General features: G+C 39.7%; 16 protein-coding genes. 9 read left to right on the top strand and 7 right to left on the bottom strand.

Annotation, left to right across the window (positions count from 1 at the left end; translation table 11 throughout):
• Positions 1–71 precede the first annotated feature (71 nt).
• A complete protein-coding gene (locus JKP34_RS12835; RefSeq protein ID WP_201922090.1) occupies positions 72–1,076 on the top strand; it encodes an ABC transporter ATP-binding protein in 1,005 nt (334 codons plus the stop codon).
• A gap of 45 nt (positions 1,077–1,121) precedes the next feature.
• Here JKP34_RS12835 and JKP34_RS12830 read toward each other — a convergent pair whose 3' ends face one another.
• From JKP34_RS12830 to hppD, 3 genes are read right to left on the bottom strand one after another with little or no spacing between them, the layout of a single operon-like run.
• A complete protein-coding gene (locus tag JKP34_RS12830; RefSeq protein ID WP_201922087.1) occupies positions 1,122–1,622 on the bottom strand; it encodes a metallophosphoesterase family protein in 501 nt (166 codons plus the stop codon).
• Positions 1,623–1,626: 4 nt separating this feature from the next.
• Positions 1,627–3,351: a phospho-sugar mutase gene (locus tag JKP34_RS12825; protein ID WP_201922083.1), complete on the bottom strand. Its 1,725-nt coding sequence runs from the start codon at positions 3,349–3,351 to the stop codon at positions 1,627–1,629.
• A 27-nt stretch (positions 3,352–3,378) separates the two neighbouring features.
• Positions 3,379–4,473, bottom strand: a complete 1,095-nt coding sequence (gene hppD, locus JKP34_RS12820) for a 4-hydroxyphenylpyruvate dioxygenase (protein ID WP_201922081.1) — start codon at positions 4,471–4,473, stop codon at positions 3,379–3,381.
• Between the two features lie 163 nt (positions 4,474–4,636).
• On the opposite strand from hppD, the gene JKP34_RS12815 reads away from it, so the two are divergent.
• Positions 4,637–5,044 (top strand): hypothetical protein, encoded by a 408-nt coding sequence (locus tag JKP34_RS12815; protein WP_201922078.1) that lies wholly within the window; start codon positions 4,637–4,639, stop codon positions 5,042–5,044.
• Positions 5,045–5,139: 95 nt separating this feature from the next.
• On the opposite strand, the gene JKP34_RS12810 is transcribed toward JKP34_RS12815, so the two are convergent.
• A complete protein-coding gene (locus JKP34_RS12810) occupies positions 5,140–5,343 on the bottom strand; it encodes a YwbE family protein (RefSeq protein ID WP_201922075.1) in 204 nt (67 codons plus the stop codon).
• Between the two features lie 73 nt (positions 5,344–5,416).
• Between JKP34_RS12810 and JKP34_RS12805 the strand changes: the two genes are divergently transcribed.
• The gene (locus JKP34_RS12805) at positions 5,417–5,875 is read left to right on the top strand and encodes a hypothetical protein (protein ID WP_201922072.1); all 459 of its coding nucleotides are present in this window, start codon (positions 5,417–5,419) and stop codon (positions 5,873–5,875) included.
• A 66-nt stretch (positions 5,876–5,941) separates the two neighbouring features.
• Positions 5,942–7,927 (top strand): elongation factor G, encoded by a 1,986-nt coding sequence (locus tag JKP34_RS12800; RefSeq protein ID WP_201922069.1) that lies wholly within the window; start codon positions 5,942–5,944, stop codon positions 7,925–7,927.
• Positions 7,928–7,961: 34 nt separating this feature from the next.
• On the opposite strand, the gene JKP34_RS12795 is transcribed toward JKP34_RS12800, so the two are convergent.
• On the bottom strand, positions 7,962–9,560 hold the full coding sequence (locus JKP34_RS12795; RefSeq protein WP_201922066.1) for an OmpA family protein: 1,599 nt from the start codon (positions 9,558–9,560) through the stop codon (positions 7,962–7,964).
• Positions 9,561–10,087: 527 nt separating this feature from the next.
• Here JKP34_RS12795 and JKP34_RS12790 point away from each other — a divergent pair.
• The 3 genes from JKP34_RS12790 to JKP34_RS12780 all read left to right on the top strand — a co-directional run bounded on the left by JKP34_RS12790 (position 10,088) and on the right by JKP34_RS12780 (position 13,292).
• Positions 10,088–10,753, top strand: a complete 666-nt coding sequence (locus tag JKP34_RS12790; RefSeq protein ID WP_201922063.1) for a hypothetical protein — start codon at positions 10,088–10,090, stop codon at positions 10,751–10,753.
• A gap of 1,370 nt (positions 10,754–12,123) precedes the next feature.
• Entirely contained in the window at positions 12,124–12,444 is a 321-nt protein-coding gene (locus JKP34_RS12785; protein ID WP_201922060.1) for a hypothetical protein, read from the top strand.
• Between the two features lie 233 nt (positions 12,445–12,677).
• Positions 12,678–13,292: a hypothetical protein gene (locus JKP34_RS12780; RefSeq protein ID WP_201922056.1), complete on the top strand. Its 615-nt coding sequence runs from the start codon at positions 12,678–12,680 to the stop codon at positions 13,290–13,292.
• 170 nt (positions 13,293–13,462) lie between these two features.
• On the opposite strand, the gene JKP34_RS12775 is transcribed toward JKP34_RS12780, so the two are convergent.
• Positions 13,463–14,104 (bottom strand): response regulator, encoded by a 642-nt coding sequence (locus JKP34_RS12775; protein WP_201922054.1) that lies wholly within the window; start codon positions 14,102–14,104, stop codon positions 13,463–13,465.
• The gene (locus JKP34_RS12770) at positions 14,101–16,008 is read right to left on the bottom strand and encodes a tetratricopeptide repeat protein (protein WP_201922051.1); all 1,908 of its coding nucleotides are present in this window, start codon (positions 16,006–16,008) and stop codon (positions 14,101–14,103) included. Before JKP34_RS12770 ends, JKP34_RS12775 begins: the two co-directional genes overlap by 4 nt.
• A gap of 262 nt (positions 16,009–16,270) precedes the next feature.
• Between JKP34_RS12770 and JKP34_RS12765 the strand changes: the two genes are divergently transcribed.
• Together JKP34_RS12765 and JKP34_RS12760 are read left to right on the top strand one after the other, a co-directional pair.
• Positions 16,271–17,089, top strand: coding sequence for a hypothetical protein (locus tag JKP34_RS12765; RefSeq protein WP_201922049.1), 819 nt, complete (start codon positions 16,271–16,273; stop codon positions 17,087–17,089).
• Positions 17,090–17,135: 46 nt separating this feature from the next.
• Positions 17,136–18,134, top strand: coding sequence for a hypothetical protein (locus JKP34_RS12760; RefSeq protein ID WP_201922047.1), 999 nt, complete (start codon positions 17,136–17,138; stop codon positions 18,132–18,134).
• The last annotated feature ends 36 nt before the right edge of the window (positions 18,135–18,170 follow it).

Raw genomic sequence — 18,170 nt, 5'->3', positions numbered from 1 at the left:
CTTACAACATAATTTTGAAAGCGTCCTGATAACTAACAGGACGCTTTTTTTGTTGGTACCTGACTGAGCCAATGCCTAAATCCAAGATTTTTAAAATAGCAGAACTAAGCAAGTCTTTTGATGAGACTGTTATTCTTGATGATGTGTCGTTTGACATAAATCGTGGAGAAATATTAGCTATTACAGGTAGAAGTGGTGCTGGCAAATCTACGCTTTTAAAAATGTTGGGAGGTTTAATAGGAGCTAATTCAGGAGATATAGATTTTGATGGAGAGTCTATTTTACCTTATGCTGATCATTTAGTTCCCGGCCATGAGGAAATAAAATATATGGCGCAGGATTTTAAATTGCTCCATAGAAGGACGGTATTGGAGAATCTCACCGAAGCCCTTTTAGCTTTTAATGATTCTTTTACCGAGGAAAAAGTTCAACAGCTTACCAAAATATTTAGATTACAAACAATTTTAGATTACTCCGTTGAACAATTGTCGGGTGGTGAAAAACAAAGGCTTTCTATGGCCAGAGCTATGGCAACGGAACCACAGGTTTTATTACTTGATGAGCCATTTACCCAGCTCGATCAACTGAACAGGTCTACTTTATTTGATGCCTTAAGAGCAGCTAATCAAGAACTTTCCACTACAATCGTATTTATTACGCACCAAACAGATGAAATCTTTCAATTGGCTGATAGAGTGGGAGTACTTGTTAAAATGAATTTAAAGCAGATTGACACGCCTGAAAAGGTGTTTTTACAACCCAATAATCTCGAAACGGCTGAGTTATTTGGAAAGATTAATGTATTCAATGAGCAGTTGCTCGATGCTTTTCATATTGATTCGAAAAAAGGCTTGATAGGCCTTAGGCCTTATCACCTTAAAATAAGAACTAAGTCTCAAAAGAATAGTTTGAAGGCCTCTGTGCTTTCCTGTAAGTTTATGGGTGGCTATTACCAGGTGGTATGTGAATTAGAAAAGAATCTGAAATGGACGGTCCATTCGGAGCACGCTCATAAAGCTGGTGAGCAGATTTTCTTAAGTTTTGAGAAAAGCCATTTGATTGAAATGAATGGATAGTCTTTTTACAATGTTCTTGAAGAAACAAATTTTACCTAGACAGATTTAGGAAGCACCTCTTTTACCCAACTCTATTACTTCCATGTTTTCTATTTTCCCTGAATTGATATCAAATCTGATGATTGTCTTTTCGCGGTGAAAACCTTGTTTCCCGGCAGCCCCGGGATTGATGTATAAGCAATTATTTTCTTTGTCAGGGATTACACGAAGTATATGGGAGTGACCGCAAATAAAGATGTCAGGCTTTAATTCTTTGATCAGCTTTTTGACCCTAGGATTATAGCGTGGTGGTTTACCCGCTATATGCGTCATCAGGATTTTCTTTCCTTCTCTCTCTAGTATCAGGTCTTCAGAATATTGCTTTTGGACAGCCGGTGTATCGATATTGCCAAATACCGCCTGAACCGGGGCAATTTCGGAGAGGGATTCCATTATGTTTCCCTCTCCAATATCACCTGCATGCCATATTTCATCACAATTTTTAAAGTACTTAGCTACTGAAGCTTCTAAATGACCGTGAGTGTCTGAAATAAGCCCTATTTTCAAAACCTTATCTTACGTTAAGGTCATCAATAATAGCTTCAATCTTATCTTTTAACTTGCTGAAGCTTTCTTCAAAATTGGCTTTATTTTTTAGCTCACCTTTAACACTTACATAGAACTTGATTTTAGGTTCTGTGCCAGAAGGTCTGGCTGATACTTTACTTCCATCTGCAAGGAAGAATTGTAGTACATTTGATTTTGGAAAGTCTAGTGTGGTTTTCTTTCCACTCTCTAGGTCAACCTCATGTCCTTTCTGATAATCTCGCAAGCTTACTACTTCAATGCCATGAAGGCTTTTAGGAGTGTTTTCACGGAAGTTCGTCATCATCTGCTGAATTTCCTCACTTCCTGAAATTCCTTTCTTAGTAATAGACACAAGTTCTTCTCTGTAAAGGCCGCAGTTTTCGTAAACTTCTAACAAGTATTCGTAAACTGTTTTACCCTGAGATTTAGCAAAAGCTGTCATCTCAGCAATCATAACGGCTGAGGCTACAGCATCTTTATCTCTTACAAAGTCATCAATTAAGTAGCCATAACTTTCTTCACCACCACCTATAAACTTCTTTTTACCTTCTAAATCGCGGATGAGCCCTGCGATATGTTTGAAGCCTGTTAAGGTGTCATAACTTTCGACTTTAAACCTATCAGCTATGTTTTTAATGAGCTCAGTGGTAACAATGGTCTTCACTATGAATTGGTTGCCATCTAATTTACCTAAGTCGTTCCATCGGCTAAGTAGGTAGTATATAAGAAGGGAACCCGTTTGGTTACCATTTAAAAGCTCCCACTCATTTTTATTGTTTTTTACAGCAATACCTACTCTGTCTGCATCCGGATCGGTAGCCATCACTATATCCGCATCAATTTCCTTGGCTTTGGCTAAAGCCAGTTTCATGGCTTCCTTTTCTTCAGGATTAGGATATACTACGGTAGGAAAATTACCATCAGGTTTTGATTGTTCTTCCACTATGTAAAGCTCATTGAAACCGTAATTGTGCAGTGCTTTAGGTACCAAAGTAACACCTGTTCCATGGATAGGAGAGTACACTATTTTGATGTCTTTATCCTTGTCAGAGGCATCTTTGAACAAGGATATTTTCTGTAGCTCCTCTAAATAAGCTTTGTCAACATCTTCCCCAATGTATTCTAATAGTGCATCGTTGCCGTTGAACTGTACGTCATCAATTGATTTAATGGATTTAACCTCTTCCATTACATTTACATCGTGAGGGTAAATCATTTGAGCACCGTCAGACCAATAAGCCTTATAGCCATTATATTCCTTCGGGTTATGAGATGCTGTTAATACCACACCGCTTTTAGCCTGCAAATACCTGATGGCAAATGAAAGCTCCGGTGTAGGTCTTAGAGCATCAAAAAAGTAGACTTTTATGCCATTGGCAGTAAAAACATCAGCAACTGTTTTAGAGAAAACGTCACTGTTGTTTCTACTATCATGTGCTATGGCTACACAGATGCCATGATCAGTAAAGGTTTTGTTGAGGTAGTTGGCTAAGCCCTGAGTAGCCATACCGAGTGTGTATTTGTTCATTCGGTTACTACCAACTCCCATAATTCCTCTTAGGCCACCAGTTCCGAATTCAAGATCTTTGTAAAAAGATTCTTCAAATTCATCAGGTTGCTCACTTTGCATTTTCCTGATGGTATCTTTGGTTTGTTCGTCAACGGCAGCACTGTGCAACCACTGATCAGCTCTTTCCTGTGCAGTCATAGTTTTTAAGGCTTATGCAATAATTTTTTATAGGTTTCCTCTAAGTTCTTGTTCTCTTTCAATTGCTTCAAATAATGCTTTGAAGTTACCTTTTCCGAACGACTTAGCGCCTTTTCTCTGGATTATTTCATAAAAAACAGTTGGTCTGTCCTGAACCGGCTTTGTAAATATCTGAAGCAGATAGCCTTCATCATCTCTATCTACTAAAATATTCAAATCCTTTAAAGGTTGGATGTCTTCATCTATTTCGCCTACACGTTCGTGCAAATCTTCATAATAGTTTTCAGGGACATGAAGAAATTCGACTCCTCGTTTTTTCATTTCAGAAACTGTTTGGCAAATATCTTTTGTGGCAATAGCTATATGCTGTACACCTGCGCCATTATAGAAATCTATATACTCTTCAATCTGCGATTTCTTTTTACCCTCAGCAGGCTCATTGATAGGGAATTTAATATAACCATTACCATTGGATACTACCTTACTCATTAAAGCAGTGTAGTCAGTAGAAATATCTTTGTCATCGAAAGTTAATAAGAGGCTGAAGCCCATCACTTTTTCGTAAAACTCAACCCATGTATTCATTTCACCCCAGCCTACATTACCAACACAATGGTCAACATACTCCAAACCAATTGGAGAAGCCGGAAGCTCACTTTTCTTCTCTACAAATCCAGGAAGGAAAGGACCATCATACTGAGAGCGATCTACAAAAGTATGGATTGTCTCGCCATAAGTATGAATACTTGAAATAGTTACTTTACCATTTTCATCTTCCAAAACTTTTGGTTCGGTGTGGGATTTAGCACCACGGCTGGTAGTTTCTTTGTATGATAATTCAGCATCATCCACCCAAAGGGCTAATACTTTAACACCATCACCATGCTTGGTAACATGTTCGGTGATAGGAGAGTCAGGCTTTAATGCAGAGGTAAGTACTAAACGAATTTTGCCCTGTTGTAACATATAAGAAACTCGGTCTCTCACGCCAGTTTCAGGACCAGCATAAGCTTTCAATTCAAAGCCGAAAGCTGTCTGATAAAACATGCATGATTGCTTGGCATTGCCTACATAAAATTCAATGTAATCTGTTCCTTTTATAGGTAAAAAATCTTGCTCCATTTATTCAGTAGTTATTTTAATGTTGTGTATCAAAATTAAGGCTTTTACTTAGTAATTGAAATAAAAGAGAAACTTATCCTAATTAGTGTTAGGAAAGCTTGGAAGTTCAAAGCAATTACAGGAATTTTACAGCTCGAAAACGGTTTAACCTTATATAAATCAAATGGTAGATATAAAGAAATTAGACAAAGACCTTACAGATTTAGTGAAAAAGAAGATTGCATTAAGCAAGCTTACTTATGCTGATAAGGACTATGACAAAATTGAGGAGGAGCTTCATGATGCTGAAGACGACTTCATTGAAAATTATGGAGAATATATGGAAGATGCATTGGCTCAGGTACATGATGAATTCTGTCCTGATAATGATGTGTTACTTCCTATTGCTTACCTGGCAGATGAATACATAGTTGATGGCGACACGTTTGAGGTAGCTCCTGGCCATGGCGTATTAGTTGAAGCTGATGACTTTAAAAGCCCTAAGGTAACGTTAGCTTTAGCACCAAACCCAACAAGAATTGTATTGCAAGCTGGTAACGACCACAAAGAGGTTGTTTGGCAGGCAAAATAAGTAAGCGTTAAAATCAAATTTTTAATGCTTAATTAAAAAGCTCATGATTTAGTTATCATGAGTTTTTTTTGTGGGGTTGTTAAGTGATTTTATGTCTATTCTTCCTCAACAATATCCTTTACTCTGCCTACTTCACCAGTTTCTAACATTACCTTAATACCATGAGGATGGAATGAAGATTTGGTTAATATCTTTTTCACAAAGCCATTTGTTAAGTCACCAGATCTTTGGTCCTGCTTTTGTACAACTTCCACCTCTATTCCTATTTGGATATCTTTTCTATTTCTTCCGTCTGACATTAGTGTTTCCTGAAATGTTTAGATAGCAAGCTAATAAATTTATTATGTTTGTTATTTACGAAATTAAGGCACTATGAAGAAAATTTTAAATAAAGCTGAGCTTCTAATGATGGGGATTCTGGTTATTGCTATAGCATTGCAGCTATTAGGTTCCAAAATCGACCTGCTATATTCTATCAGTATATCAGGCTTAGGTTTGGTATTCTTTTTATTTGCTCAGCTTCCTAATGGCCAATCTGAACCATCAGAAAAGGAGAGAGATTTCAACGACTTGTTAGGGCATGTACTTATGCCTAAAGTTTTGTGGATTGGTACAGCAATTACTACAATAGGAATTTTATTCTATCTCAATCATTTTCCTGGAGCGCTAAACATGTTGTTAATCGGAGGAGGTACAATTACCTTTTGTACCTTGATATTAATTATTTTGCGCTTAACTAAAGGGTTAGATTTACAGCAGCTTATTCCTGTGCTTTATCGGGCTTTTCCGGCACTGTTAGTGGCAGCCTATTTTGCCTTACCCTTACTATGAGTTTATAATTGCAATTATTCCCAATCCCGTTTTAGTTTCTATTCAAAATGATAAGTTTACGGCTTCATGGCAGAAAATAAAGTTTTAACGATAGGGATTCTAGCACATGTAGATGCAGGGAAGACTTCTCTCACCGAGTGCCTGCTACATCAGGCAGGAGCTACAAAAGCCTTGGGAAGCGTGGATAAAGGATCTGCCATAACTGATGCACTGGCAATGGAGAAAAGTAGAGGGATATCCATAAAAGCTTCCTCTGTAAATTTTTTATGGAAGGGCACGACCTTCCAACTGGTAGATACGCCCGGTCACCTCGATTTTGCAGCAGAGGTAGATCGCTCCCTGTCTATTCTGGATGGTGTAATATTAGTGGTTTCCGCTAAAGAAGGCGTGCAGGCGCATACTTTAAATCTATGGGAGAGTCTCAAAGAGCGGAAGCTTCCGGTCATCATTTTCTTTAACAAAATAGACCGAGATGGAGTAGAGCTTGAGCAGGTATTTTCAGATTTCCAGAAGGAGTTAGACGCTAAATTGTTTGCTATCAATCTTCCTAAAATTACTCATGAGCAAGTTGAACTTATTCCAATGGCAGAGGCAAAGGGCTTTGATTCCTACATCCTGGAGCAATCATTAGAAAATCTGGCAGAATGTGATGAAGCTTTTATGGAAGCTTATCTTGGTGGCCAAACGGATGATTTGCAGAGAATCCAGCATCTGGCTACTCCCTATATTAAAAACCAAATGCTGCAAACTGCCATTTTCGGAAGTGCTAAGCTAGGCATTGGCATAGAAGCTTTGCTGCAAGAACTGGAGCAAAAGGTACCCGAGGCCAGGCAAAGCTATGAAAAGATCAGTGCCAGAGTGTTCAAAGTAGAGTATCACGATAAATTAGGAAGGTTATCCTACCTCAAATCTTATGGAGCTACTATTAAAACAAAGGATAGTATCTATTCACAACAGCTGGAACGGGAGATTAAGGTGAATCAGATTTTTAAAGCAGAGGCCAGCGGATTGGAACAGGTAACAGAATTACAAACAGGAGAAATAGGCTTGGTTACCACTTCGGAAGCTATTCAGGCAGGGGATGTTTTAGGAACTTCAAAAATAGCGGATGGTTTTACCCCTATAAGCCATGCGGTATTAGGGGTGGAAGTGAAGCCTTTAGAGGATAAGGACTACCAGAAGTTAGGGGAAGCTTTAGAAATACTCCATATGGAAGATCCTGTATTGGACTTCAGATGGTTTAAGGAAGAACGCGAATTTCATATCAAGATATTAGGCCCCATCCAAACGGAAGTATTGAAAGACAGTCTGCAGGAAAGGTGGGGAATTGCCGCTGAATTTCTTCAGCCTCAAGTTATTTACAAAGAAACACCTACCAAAGCTGCTGAGGGCTATGTGCGCTACTGGATGCCTAAACCTTGCTGGGCAATCATGACTTTCCTGATAGAGCCTGCTCCAGCTGGCAGTGGTGTTGAATTTGAGAATACGGTGCGTACCAGCGATGTAAGCAATAAGTACATCAATGAAGTGAAGCGAGCTATTCCGTGGACGCTCAAACAGGGTATTCATGGCTATGAAGTAACGGATATTAAGATCACCTTGCTTGCTGGAGAAGAGCATACAGTCCACTCCAATCCCGGTGATTTTTTGTTAGCCACACCAATGGGAGTGATGCGAGCTTTGGAAAATGCTGGTACCGATTTGCTTGAACCTATGTATGCTTTTGAAATCAAAGCACATCAGGAATTATTAGGAGCAATTTCGGGTGACCTAAATCAGATGCATGCACAAATAGAATCTCCACTTTTTGAGGGGGAGTATTTTAGTATGAAAGGAAGGGTAGCTGTAGCCGAAGCTATGGATTACTCCATTCAATTTAATGCTACTACTTCTGGTAAAGGAAGGCTTAAACTCACACTAGACGGATATGAAAAGACAAGTTTCAGTGAAGAAAAGACAAGAGCTTATAAAGGTGTTTCCCCACTCAATGAATCACAATGGATTCTCCATATGCGTGGGGCTTTCAAAGCTGATGACAGGATGATGAGCTGATTCTGGAAGATAGAAATGAGAGATTGTAGCAGAATCACTCCAGACTAAACACCACCTTATAATTTCTATCTCTTTCTAAATCAGAATAATTCAACTCAGCATTTGCACCTTTGCCACTGGTGCTAAACATGCTCTCAGGTACCCCTTTATCCAATAAATAGGCGGTAATGGCATCGGCTCGTTTTTGGCTAAGGTCGTTATGGTAAATAGTCACGATTTCTTCAAGAGGGGTATACTCAAAACTTGTGCTATCAGTAGCTGAAACTTCTGTGGTGTTTTCTGAAATAGAATCCATTTTGTTGGCTGTAACTAAAAGTGTATCATAACGTGTCTCCGTTAAGCTGTCGGCATATTGATCTGATTCTGTTACACTTGCTTGATAAACCTCCAGCTTGAAATGAAAGTCGCGGTTTTGTTTCATGAGGGTGATCAATCGGTCTAACTCTTCCTCAGCTCCGGAAACAAAGTCTGCTGAATTTTCTTCAAATACGATGGCTGCCGGATAGGCTTGCCCACTCTCCAAAGTAGGAAGCAGGATGTCTTTCACTACCTTCTTAGACGATCCTAAATCTTCCAAATCCAAATACTCGCTATAATAGCCATAGCCTGATTCCTTGGTTTCTATAGAAAAGTCTACCTGATGGCCTTCAGGTATATAAATACCAAAGGTTTTATCTGCCGGGTCGAGAATTAACCGAACCAATTCTTGATCTGTTGCTACATCTGTGGCTTTTATCAAAGCTTTTGCTGGTAGATTGGTGACTGTACCTTCCAGGTAATACACTTTAGCCGGCTGAAATGCTTCCGGTACTTTAACCATATACAAATCATAGCCGCGCTCATCTTCTTCATGAATGTAAGCTACATCACCCAAAGCAGTAACACCAATGTAACGATCATGCGCATCCGTATTCAGAAAATCCATAGGCAGTGGCTTGCTCCAGCCATTAGCTTCCTTGCGGCTCATATAGAAGTCGTAATTCCCCTCTTTATTGAGGGCAGCGAAGTAAAGCGTTTTATTATCGGGTAGTATTACTGGGTTTACAAAGGAGGAGGAGGCTAAATCCAGTTTGATTTCCTCAGGTTCTTTCCAGTAAACATCTCCCAAAAATTCGGCAGCGTAGATTTTGCAATTTCCACCATCAGGATCCAATGTTTCACAACGGCTGAAATACAATGTTTTGCCATCTGCCGATAGGGTAGGATCCATCTCGTTTAAGGGAGAGTTGAGTGGCTTGCCTGGGTTAACAGATTGTCCCCAGCTGTTATTACCTTCCTTTTGCTGAAAGCGAATATCATAACCGCCAATTCCAGGACTTTTCTTGGAAGCATAGATCAACTGCTCACCATCATAGGAGATGTTGTATGCACCAAAAGGGATCATGTTTTTATTAGGAATGTCCACCTTCTGCCCTTTACTCCAATTATTTCCTATAGCAGTGCTGATGAATATTTCAGGTTCTCCGGAATCAGTATAGTCAGACATGTAGAGCAAGGTGCGGCCGTCTGCTGTTAATTTGGGTGCGTATTCATTATTGCTCCAGCTTGAAATATTTTGTGGAAGCCTGCGCTTTTGTGCTGTGGCTAGCGTGGTGCAGCTCAGAAAAAACAATCCGATAAGTAGCTTTTGCATGATCTCTCAATTTTATGCTGAATATACAGAAAATGCGTGTTATGGAAAACTCCCCCGTGGAGAAGTGCCTATCCCGTATTTACTTCGGGAAGGCTGGGAGGATTAACTCAGTAAACAAATCTCTTAACTTCATCGTCATTGCGAGGTACGAAGCAATCTTGTTCATCTTTGTGAGATTGCCGCGGCTAGCGCCTTGCAATGACGATCTCGGTAAAAAGGGAATTTGATTTTGGATGTTAATTACCATTATTTCGTTGATATTCTCCTCCTTGGAGAAGTGCCTGCCTAGGATTTACTTAGGGAAGGTTGGGAGGGTTGACAGACTTTAATTGAAGTAGTTCAGACAACAATCCAAGAAAAGATAATCTCATATTTTAATTTTCTAAGTTCATAGTTTGGCTAAATTCAAATGTTTTTTAGCTAGCTGAAAAGCGAAAATATATGCCTGTTACTCTGTTCATAAACGGAGCTTAAACATGTATAAAGTAAATATTATATTAGCTTAATTTTTACTCAAAATTTTTAGTATGAAATGTCCGAACTGTAATACAGATGTTCAGAGCCAGCATATCAATATCCAAACGGATTTAGCCCAATGCCAAAGCTGTCATAACATATTTAAAATATCTGAAGCCTTTGGTAATATTAATTCTGATGGATTTGACCTGAACAATCCTCCGAAAGGAACGTGGATTAGGCATGAAATGAACCAAATCGTTATTGGAGCTACCACCAGGTCTCCAATTGCTTTCTTTCTTGTGCCATTTATGGTGGTCTGGTCAGGAGGATCAATTGGTGGAATTTACGGATCGCAAATAATAAAAGGGGAATTTGATCCTTTTATGTCACTGTTCGGAATTCCTTTTCTAATCGGATCGGTTATATTTTGGAGTTTAGCGCTTATGGCCATTTGGGGTAAAGTTGAACTTAGCCTGGACAAACATGGGGGCAAGGTATTTACAGGACTTGGTTCAATTGGATTAGCCAAGAAATTCACATGGGATGAGATCTCGACCGTGAGTGAAAAACAGAATGCCTTAAATTATCCTGGCAGCCGAGGAAGCTCCATTCTTCTCGAGGGAAAACGAAGAATATCATTTGGAAAGGGAGTAAATAATGGCAGACGATATTACCTGTATAGAGCCTTAAAAGAAATTCTGACAAAAGTAAAAGCCAATAAAAACTTTGTTTAATAAATGAAGAGAAAGTGATAGGTCTTTAACTTCCTGCATAATTTAAGCTATGTGATAGTACACCACTAACAATTTCTACCGGGTTAGATTGGGAGGATTAACTCATTAAATAAACCTCTTAAATTCATCGTCATTGCGAGGTACGAAGCAATCTTGTTCGTATTCATGAGATTGCCACGGCTAGCGCCTCGCAATGACGACTGCGATAGAAGCAGATTTATAAGATGAATTAATAACAAATAATAATGATTTGATTTCTTAGATTCCTACGGAATGACTTTTCGTGCTAAGAATAATCTCCTATCGTCATCCCGTAGGGATCTATACTAGTAGTTGAATTAATACTGATACTCTTCTCCTTTAGTATAACTGATGGCTTCGAACGTTATTCCCTTGCACCTGTCTGCCGACAGGCAGGAAAGGGAATCCTTAAAGAGGAGATTCCCACTTCCATGGGAATGACGATTGCGGTAAAAAGGGAATTTGATTATAGGTAGCAGTTACGATTCTTCAGCAATTCATCTCCTCCTTGGAGAAGTGCCTGTCCCGGATTTACTTCGGGAAGGCTTGGAGCATTAACTCAATTAAATAAATCTCTTAACTTCATCGTCATTGCGAGGTACGAAGCAATCTTGTTCATATTTGTGAGATTGCCACGGCTAGTGCCTCGCAATGACGATTGCGATAGAAGCACATTTCTAAGATGAATTAATAACAAATAATAATGATTTGATTTCTTAGATTCCTCCGGAATGACTTTTCGTGCTAAGAATAATCTCCTACCGTCATCCCGTAGGGATCTATCTTCCATTAATTTAACTCCTCTTAAGAGAAGTGTCTGCCTAGTATTTACTTCGGGAAGGCTTGGAGCATTAACTCAATTAAATAAATCTCTTAACTTCATCGTCATTGCGAGGTACGAAGCAATCTTGTTCATATTTGTGAGATTGCCACGGCTAGCGCCTCGTAATGACGATTGCGATAGAAGCAGATTTCTAAGATGAATTAATAACAAATAATAATGATTTGATTTCTTAGATTCCTACGGAATGACTTTTCGTGCTAAGAATAATCTCCTATCGTCATCCCGTAGGGATCTATACTAGTAGTTGAATTAATACTGATACTCTTCTCCTTTAGTATAACTGATGGCTTCGAACGTCATTCCCTTGAACCTGTCTGCCGACAGGCAGGAAAGGGAATCCTTAAAGAGGAGATTCCCACTTCCGTGGGAATGACGATCTCGGTAAAAAGGGAATTCGATCATAGCTATCAATTACGGCTTTTCATGGATATAACAAAGCTCTAAAACCTTGTTATATACTGTTCTTATGTTTCTTTTGTATTAGTACCAAATTATAATTATACGTATGGCTAAAATAGATAAACAGGCTAGGACAGTTTTATTGATTGCTGGAATACTATTTCTTACTATAGGTATAATATTTAAGATTTTGAACCTGTATGTTAATGGTTATATGTATGACACTGCTCAGGGCCAACTTTTGCTCAAAGACCCAACAACAGTTACAATTAATGCGTGGGGCTATATCTACTTTGGCTTGATTAGTTTAGTATTTTACTTTATTCTAAAGTATAGCGGTAAAGATGTTACTTTTAATTCTGCGAAAGATAAGTATAACCCTAACCAGAGACACCGAGATAAAAAAAGGAAAATTAAAGGTAGGTAGTTTAAGCTTTTATAGATTCCCAATTACTTCGTTAAGAAAATTTCGTTAGAATGAAATATCTCAAACTATGATTAGTAAAAAAAAGTATCTTTGAATTTTTAGATTCCTACAGAATGACCTTATAATATACTAAAAAAATCTGCTTCAGTTATCTAGGTGTGGTTAGCTTTTCATTGATTCAATCCTCTATGTAGAAAGATGTTTGGAGAATTAACATGATTTGATCTTCGCATATGACTGGTTATTGCACTGGTGTTAATTTTACTATTAAAAAAACGAGAAATTTAGTGATACCCATTATACCTAAAAAGGTAGTTTTAATATCTTTTCTTTTAGCAATAGCAATTTGTGGTTTCTCTCAAAATGTAAGAGGCAAGAAGAATAGTGTTTTTGTTGAATTGCCAGGAGTTTCAAGAGCTGTCTCCCTTCATTATGAAGGATCTATATATTTTCAAGACAATTTAGGTGTTGCTTTGGGTATAGGTTTTTCACCATGGACAGCAGAGTACGATTACTCACTTTTTTTCCCTATTCAATTAAAGCTTTTTTATAAAATGGGCAATCATATGATTGAAGCTGGTTTAGAGCCTGTACCTTATATTTGGTTTGATTACTACATGGGTTCCAATGGTAGAGACAAAAGAAAAGGATTGCTTGATTTAGTGGTGGCGGCTCAATTAGCCTATAATTATTCTTTCTTTAAAGACGTATTTTTCGTTGGAGCTGCTTTTACTCCATACATATTTTTTAAACAATATGATTTAAGATATGGTCAGTACGTTGGTAACCCCTACTATAGCTTTGGTTTTCAACCATGGGGAACACTACGGATGGGTTGTAGATTTTAAGTCTTCTACAGCTGACCCAAGCTTGTAGCTCGTGACACTTTACCTATTAGAAAAGAACCTATAAATCAGTCTGATTCCAATCTCTACATGTAAAAGGTTAATTGCTAATTACAATTATTAATGAGTCAAAACCTCAGTCTCTACTTCGTCAATCTAATAAGCACTAAATCTTACCCCAACAAACCCTCCTGCACGGCTATGCGTACCATGCCCGCTACATTGCTTACTTCCAGCTTTTGCATAATGGCTTTGCGATGGGTTTCCGTAGTGCGTACAGCAATATGCAAAGCATCGGAAATCTCTTTGGTGGAAAGTCCTTTGGCTACCAGCACCAGTATTTCCAGCTCCCGGGTAGATAAAAGCTGTGTTTTCTTTAAAGCCGTGGCTTTGATCTCACTGGCTTTGTCTACCAGCGATTGCATGGCCTGGGGGGTATAATAGCTATGGCCTGCCTTAATGGTTTGCAGACAATGTTGGAATTCGCTGGCCTGGGCATTCTTGAGAATATAGCCTTCCACACCCAGCTTCATACATTGCTTTACGGTAGCTCGGTCGAGGTGCATGGTCAAGAGCACAAACTTAAGCGGGCTATTATCCTGTTTCAGTTGGCTGATAAGCTCCAGTCCGTTGAGGTAGGGCATATCCAGGTCGGTGATCAGCAGGTCGGGCTTTAAGAGCGGCACTTTATTGAGTGCTTCACGGGCATCATTGTATTGGGCTATGAGTTCAAAATCCTCCAACTGCCCAATTAAGGTACTGATCCCCTCAGCCACCAGCTTGTGGTCGTCTACTAAAATAAGCTGATACTTCATTTTACAGGTACACTTATGATGGCGGTAGTTCCTCCGGCAGATTCAAAATTCACTTTTCCATGAATAATGCTCAGCCTGCTTTCTATGTTCTTCAGGCCATATCCTTTGGTGGCTTTATTTTCTAACCCCTTACCATCATCTTCTACCAGCAGCATCAGCTGTTGTTCTACCTTATACAACTGCACCTGAACATTGCTCGCCTGGGAATGCTTGATGATGTTATTGATCAACTCCTGCAGTACTCTGTAAAGGCCAATCTCTATATGTTCATCAAAGCGCTGGTTTACATTTTTATGCTCAAATTGGTAGCTGATGGAGGAGAAGGCAAAAGCTTGCTGGAGCATATCTTCTATAGCTTCTACCAAACCATTTTCCATTAGAGCGCGGGGCATCATCTGATGCGATATGGAGCGCACCTCATCGGCCGATTGCTTAAAGTGGGAAGCAATACTTTCTACTTCACTCCTGGCCTCACCCTCTACCTTATTCGATAAATCAGCCAGTGCCAGCTTGAGTGCAGAAAGCTGTTGGCCCACACCATCATGCAGGTCTTTACTGATGCGGTTGCGCTCGCTTTCCGTAGCCATCACTACATTTTGTAAGCCTTGTTCTCTTTCCTGAGCAATGGCCAGCTGCATTTTATGTCGTTGATTGGCTTTATAGCGGTAGTAGACAGCAAAAGCCAGAATGATGAATAAGGCAAAGCCGGCATAGAGGTAGAAGATCTGCGCTTCCTTTTCCTGGATCTCCAATTGATTTTCTGCCAGTAGCTTTTCGTTTTCTACCGTTTTGTATTGTGTTTGCAGCTCGGCTATTTTATTTAAGTTACTCTCGTTGATGATGGAATCTTTATAGGCAGCATGTAGCTGATAGTATTTTAAAGCCTTCTTATCATCTCCTCTGCGGCTTTCCATTTCATAGAGGTAATAGTAATTGTCTTTTATGAAATTCTTGCTTTTTAGCTCGCTGAAAAGCTCCAGACTTTGGAGCAGTTTTTCTTCGGCCTTTTCAAATTCTTCTATGGTATAGTAGGCCTCACCAGTATTCATTTCCGCTATTCCATAGGAAATCTTGTCCCCAACAGAATCAGCCAGTAAAGCCCCTCTTTGATAGCTTTCAATGGCTTTGTCCATTTCATTTCTAAAGAAATATACTGCCCCCAGGTTGGAGTAGATCAGCATTCTACCTTCCATCAGGTTTAATTTCTCCGCTATCACTTTAGCCTGAGAGTAATCTTGTTCGGCAGCATCCAGCATGCCCGTCATGGTATTGATATTGCCACGCTCAATCAGTAAGCTCCAGAGCACGCGATCATCAGGGTCTTGCTGAACGTACTCCAGGCTTTCGCTAATGATGTCCCTAGCTTTGTCATATTCTTGCATATAGCCATATACCTGCCCTATAGCCATACCGGCAGTGGCAGCCGTTTTAGTATCATTCTGGGCTTTAGCTATGGACATTGCTTGAAAAAATAACTCCATCGCCAGCTCATAATTCCCCAGGTATTTATGCACATTACCTTTTCGCTGTATGATTTGCGCCAGCAAAACCGAATCCTGAATTTGGGAGGCCAGTTCATAGGCACGATCCTGATAATACAGGGAAGAGTCATATTGGGATTTTTGCTGATAATAAATGCCCAATATGGAGAGGTAATCACTTTCCTTTTTCGGGTCCTGATTGAGGTGGCGTTTGTAAGCTGCTAACATCAATCGCATAGAGTCTGTATTGTTATAGCTGGTTTGCACCGCCATTTCCCTGTAAAAAGCAGCTGAATCTACCTCATGGGATTGCCCAAATGAGAGATGACTGCCAAAATAGACTACTAGCAGGAGGCTGGCTCCAATGGTTTTTCCAATCGTTTTTAAAGTGCTCTCAAGAAGCCTTTTACGTAATTTCCACATATAAATACCCAATTACCACGATAAGAATAGGCTGATATTAATCGGAATTTTGACTTAACAATAACTCTCAAAGTCATGAACAGAACCATCTTATCAATTGCACATAAAAATAATCTTTTGTCTTTATGCAGCCTCTGCGCTGCCTATAAAAAGCATAGTATAAAAAGTCATTTGCTCTCTGATGACTTTGAGAACTTCTGAAAGAGAGCAGCTCCCTGCCAGCTGGCGGGGAGTAATTTTTCCATAACTAAACCCTTAAATAATGAAAAAAAATCTAATTATCATACTCATGCTATGCATGTCTTGTCCACTTAACGCACAGAAAGTCAGCTATAAGGTGCTGGAAGCAGATGTGGATGTCCACAAAGGCTTTGTTGGATTGGGAGGCGCTATGTTTCTAGGAGGGGCCACCGTATTAGGGATTTCGGCAGATGCCCGTGCGCAATACGACCTGGATCAATTGCCTCTCACACTTTGGTTTCAGGGCCATCGTGAATTGGTAGGAGTGGGGCATATTGAAAGAGAAGGCGTATCTTATACAGCCAAACCTATGGAGCTCAACCTGGGCGTGATGTACCCTCTTATAGCAGGTGAGAAAGAAAATGGCAAGGTGAAGATAGTGCTGGAGAGTTCCTATGGCGTATCCGGTGGCTATGCGAGAAGTTACAACCGCTCTTTTAAGGCTAAAGGAGAAGTGAAAACCGATATTTTAGCGAAGGCAGGCTTGTACAGCTATAGCAGTGGCATTGCCTCCAATGCTGGCCTTACGCTGGGGATTTGTAGAAGAAAAAGGGAGCATACCAAAATTGAATACAATAACTATATCTACGATACCCATTACGATAAGCAATTGTACCTCGATCTTATTTTCGCACCCATCAACAACTTAGCTGATGAGAAGGATGATGCCCCTAATCAGCAGGATTCGGAGCTGAAAGCCTCCGTGCTGGGGGCAAGAATTGGCTTTCAGCAAATATTTTATGGAACAAGATCCATCAATTATGAGGTGAGCATGCGCCCTTACAGCAACTTTTACCTCATTACACTGGCTGCCAGGTTTACCTTTGGCCTTGCCTTATAAATAATAACTAGATCTCTCAAATTAACATAAACTAAATTTTAAAACCATGATACATTTTAACTTTAAATTACGCTACCTGCTGGTGGCTTCCACCCTTAGCTGCATGCTGTTTATTAGTCCGGCTCAAGCTCAAAAGAGTATTAAAGATATTGCTGAAATGAAGGATAAGCAATGGGGTAAATTTGTAAAAACCAGCTTTACTGGCGCCTATTGGCTCGAAGGACTTACCAGTGTGGGCTTGTTGGATGCTGACAAAACCCCTCAGCCTAAAAAGATAGGTTTATTGACTATGCAGTTGTATACGGCTTCCGCTTCAACTTCTAATACGGCCGGAAACTGGACTACCACCACTTATTTTACAACCTCCGAGGAAGGGAGCAAGCTGCTCATAGAGAACCTGAAAGAGTATATGCTTCCTGCTATGAAACAGGCTTTTAATGAGGTAGACATACAGTTGTTAGAGCCTGCGGAATTTGCCGACACACCTGAAAAGAAGGAAATCTACATGAATAGTAGAGATGAAATTGAAACCGGTGGTTTCACGCAAATGATCACCAGTAGTCTTGAAAATGGAAAAGAAACCAATTTTGCAGGCACGGTGCCTGAAGGCTATACCTGGTATCCGGTTACAGCGGGTGTACTTGATGTGGATGTGAAAGGTCCTTCCGGATACGGAGAATTGGCTGAGAAGCTGGGATTAGATGGGGTGTTAGTTGTGACCATACTTACCACCACGCACAGAAAATATATTAGCCTGAATAAAGTAGAAATGGGTGTTGCGGGCCCAATAAATGATAATCCTGAGGCGGAATATAATGGTCGGATCAATTCAAAAAGTATGAATACCGCCAGGGGAGGAGTTATGTATGGATATGCAGGGATAGAAAGAATGGAAATTCCGATTATTGAACTAAAGAGGGGGGAGTTTCAGGCGCATTATTTGGAAGGTTTTGATGTGGTGAGCAGCAGACTTTCCAAAACACTAACAGAAAGGTTAGTGGAGCTAAGAAACTGGCAGCCTAAAAAAGCCAGAAAGAAAAAGTAAGTCTATTCAAAAAAAAGCATCCTGATCAGTTCAGGA

It is taken from the genome of Marivirga atlantica (genome assembly GCF_016734805.1).
In the GTDB taxonomy this organism is placed as follows: domain Bacteria; phylum Bacteroidota; class Bacteroidia; order Cytophagales; family Cyclobacteriaceae; genus Marivirga; species Marivirga atlantica.
The sequence above is the reverse complement of the archived record's forward strand: the minus strand, read 5'-3'. Positions and strand labels throughout refer to the sequence as shown.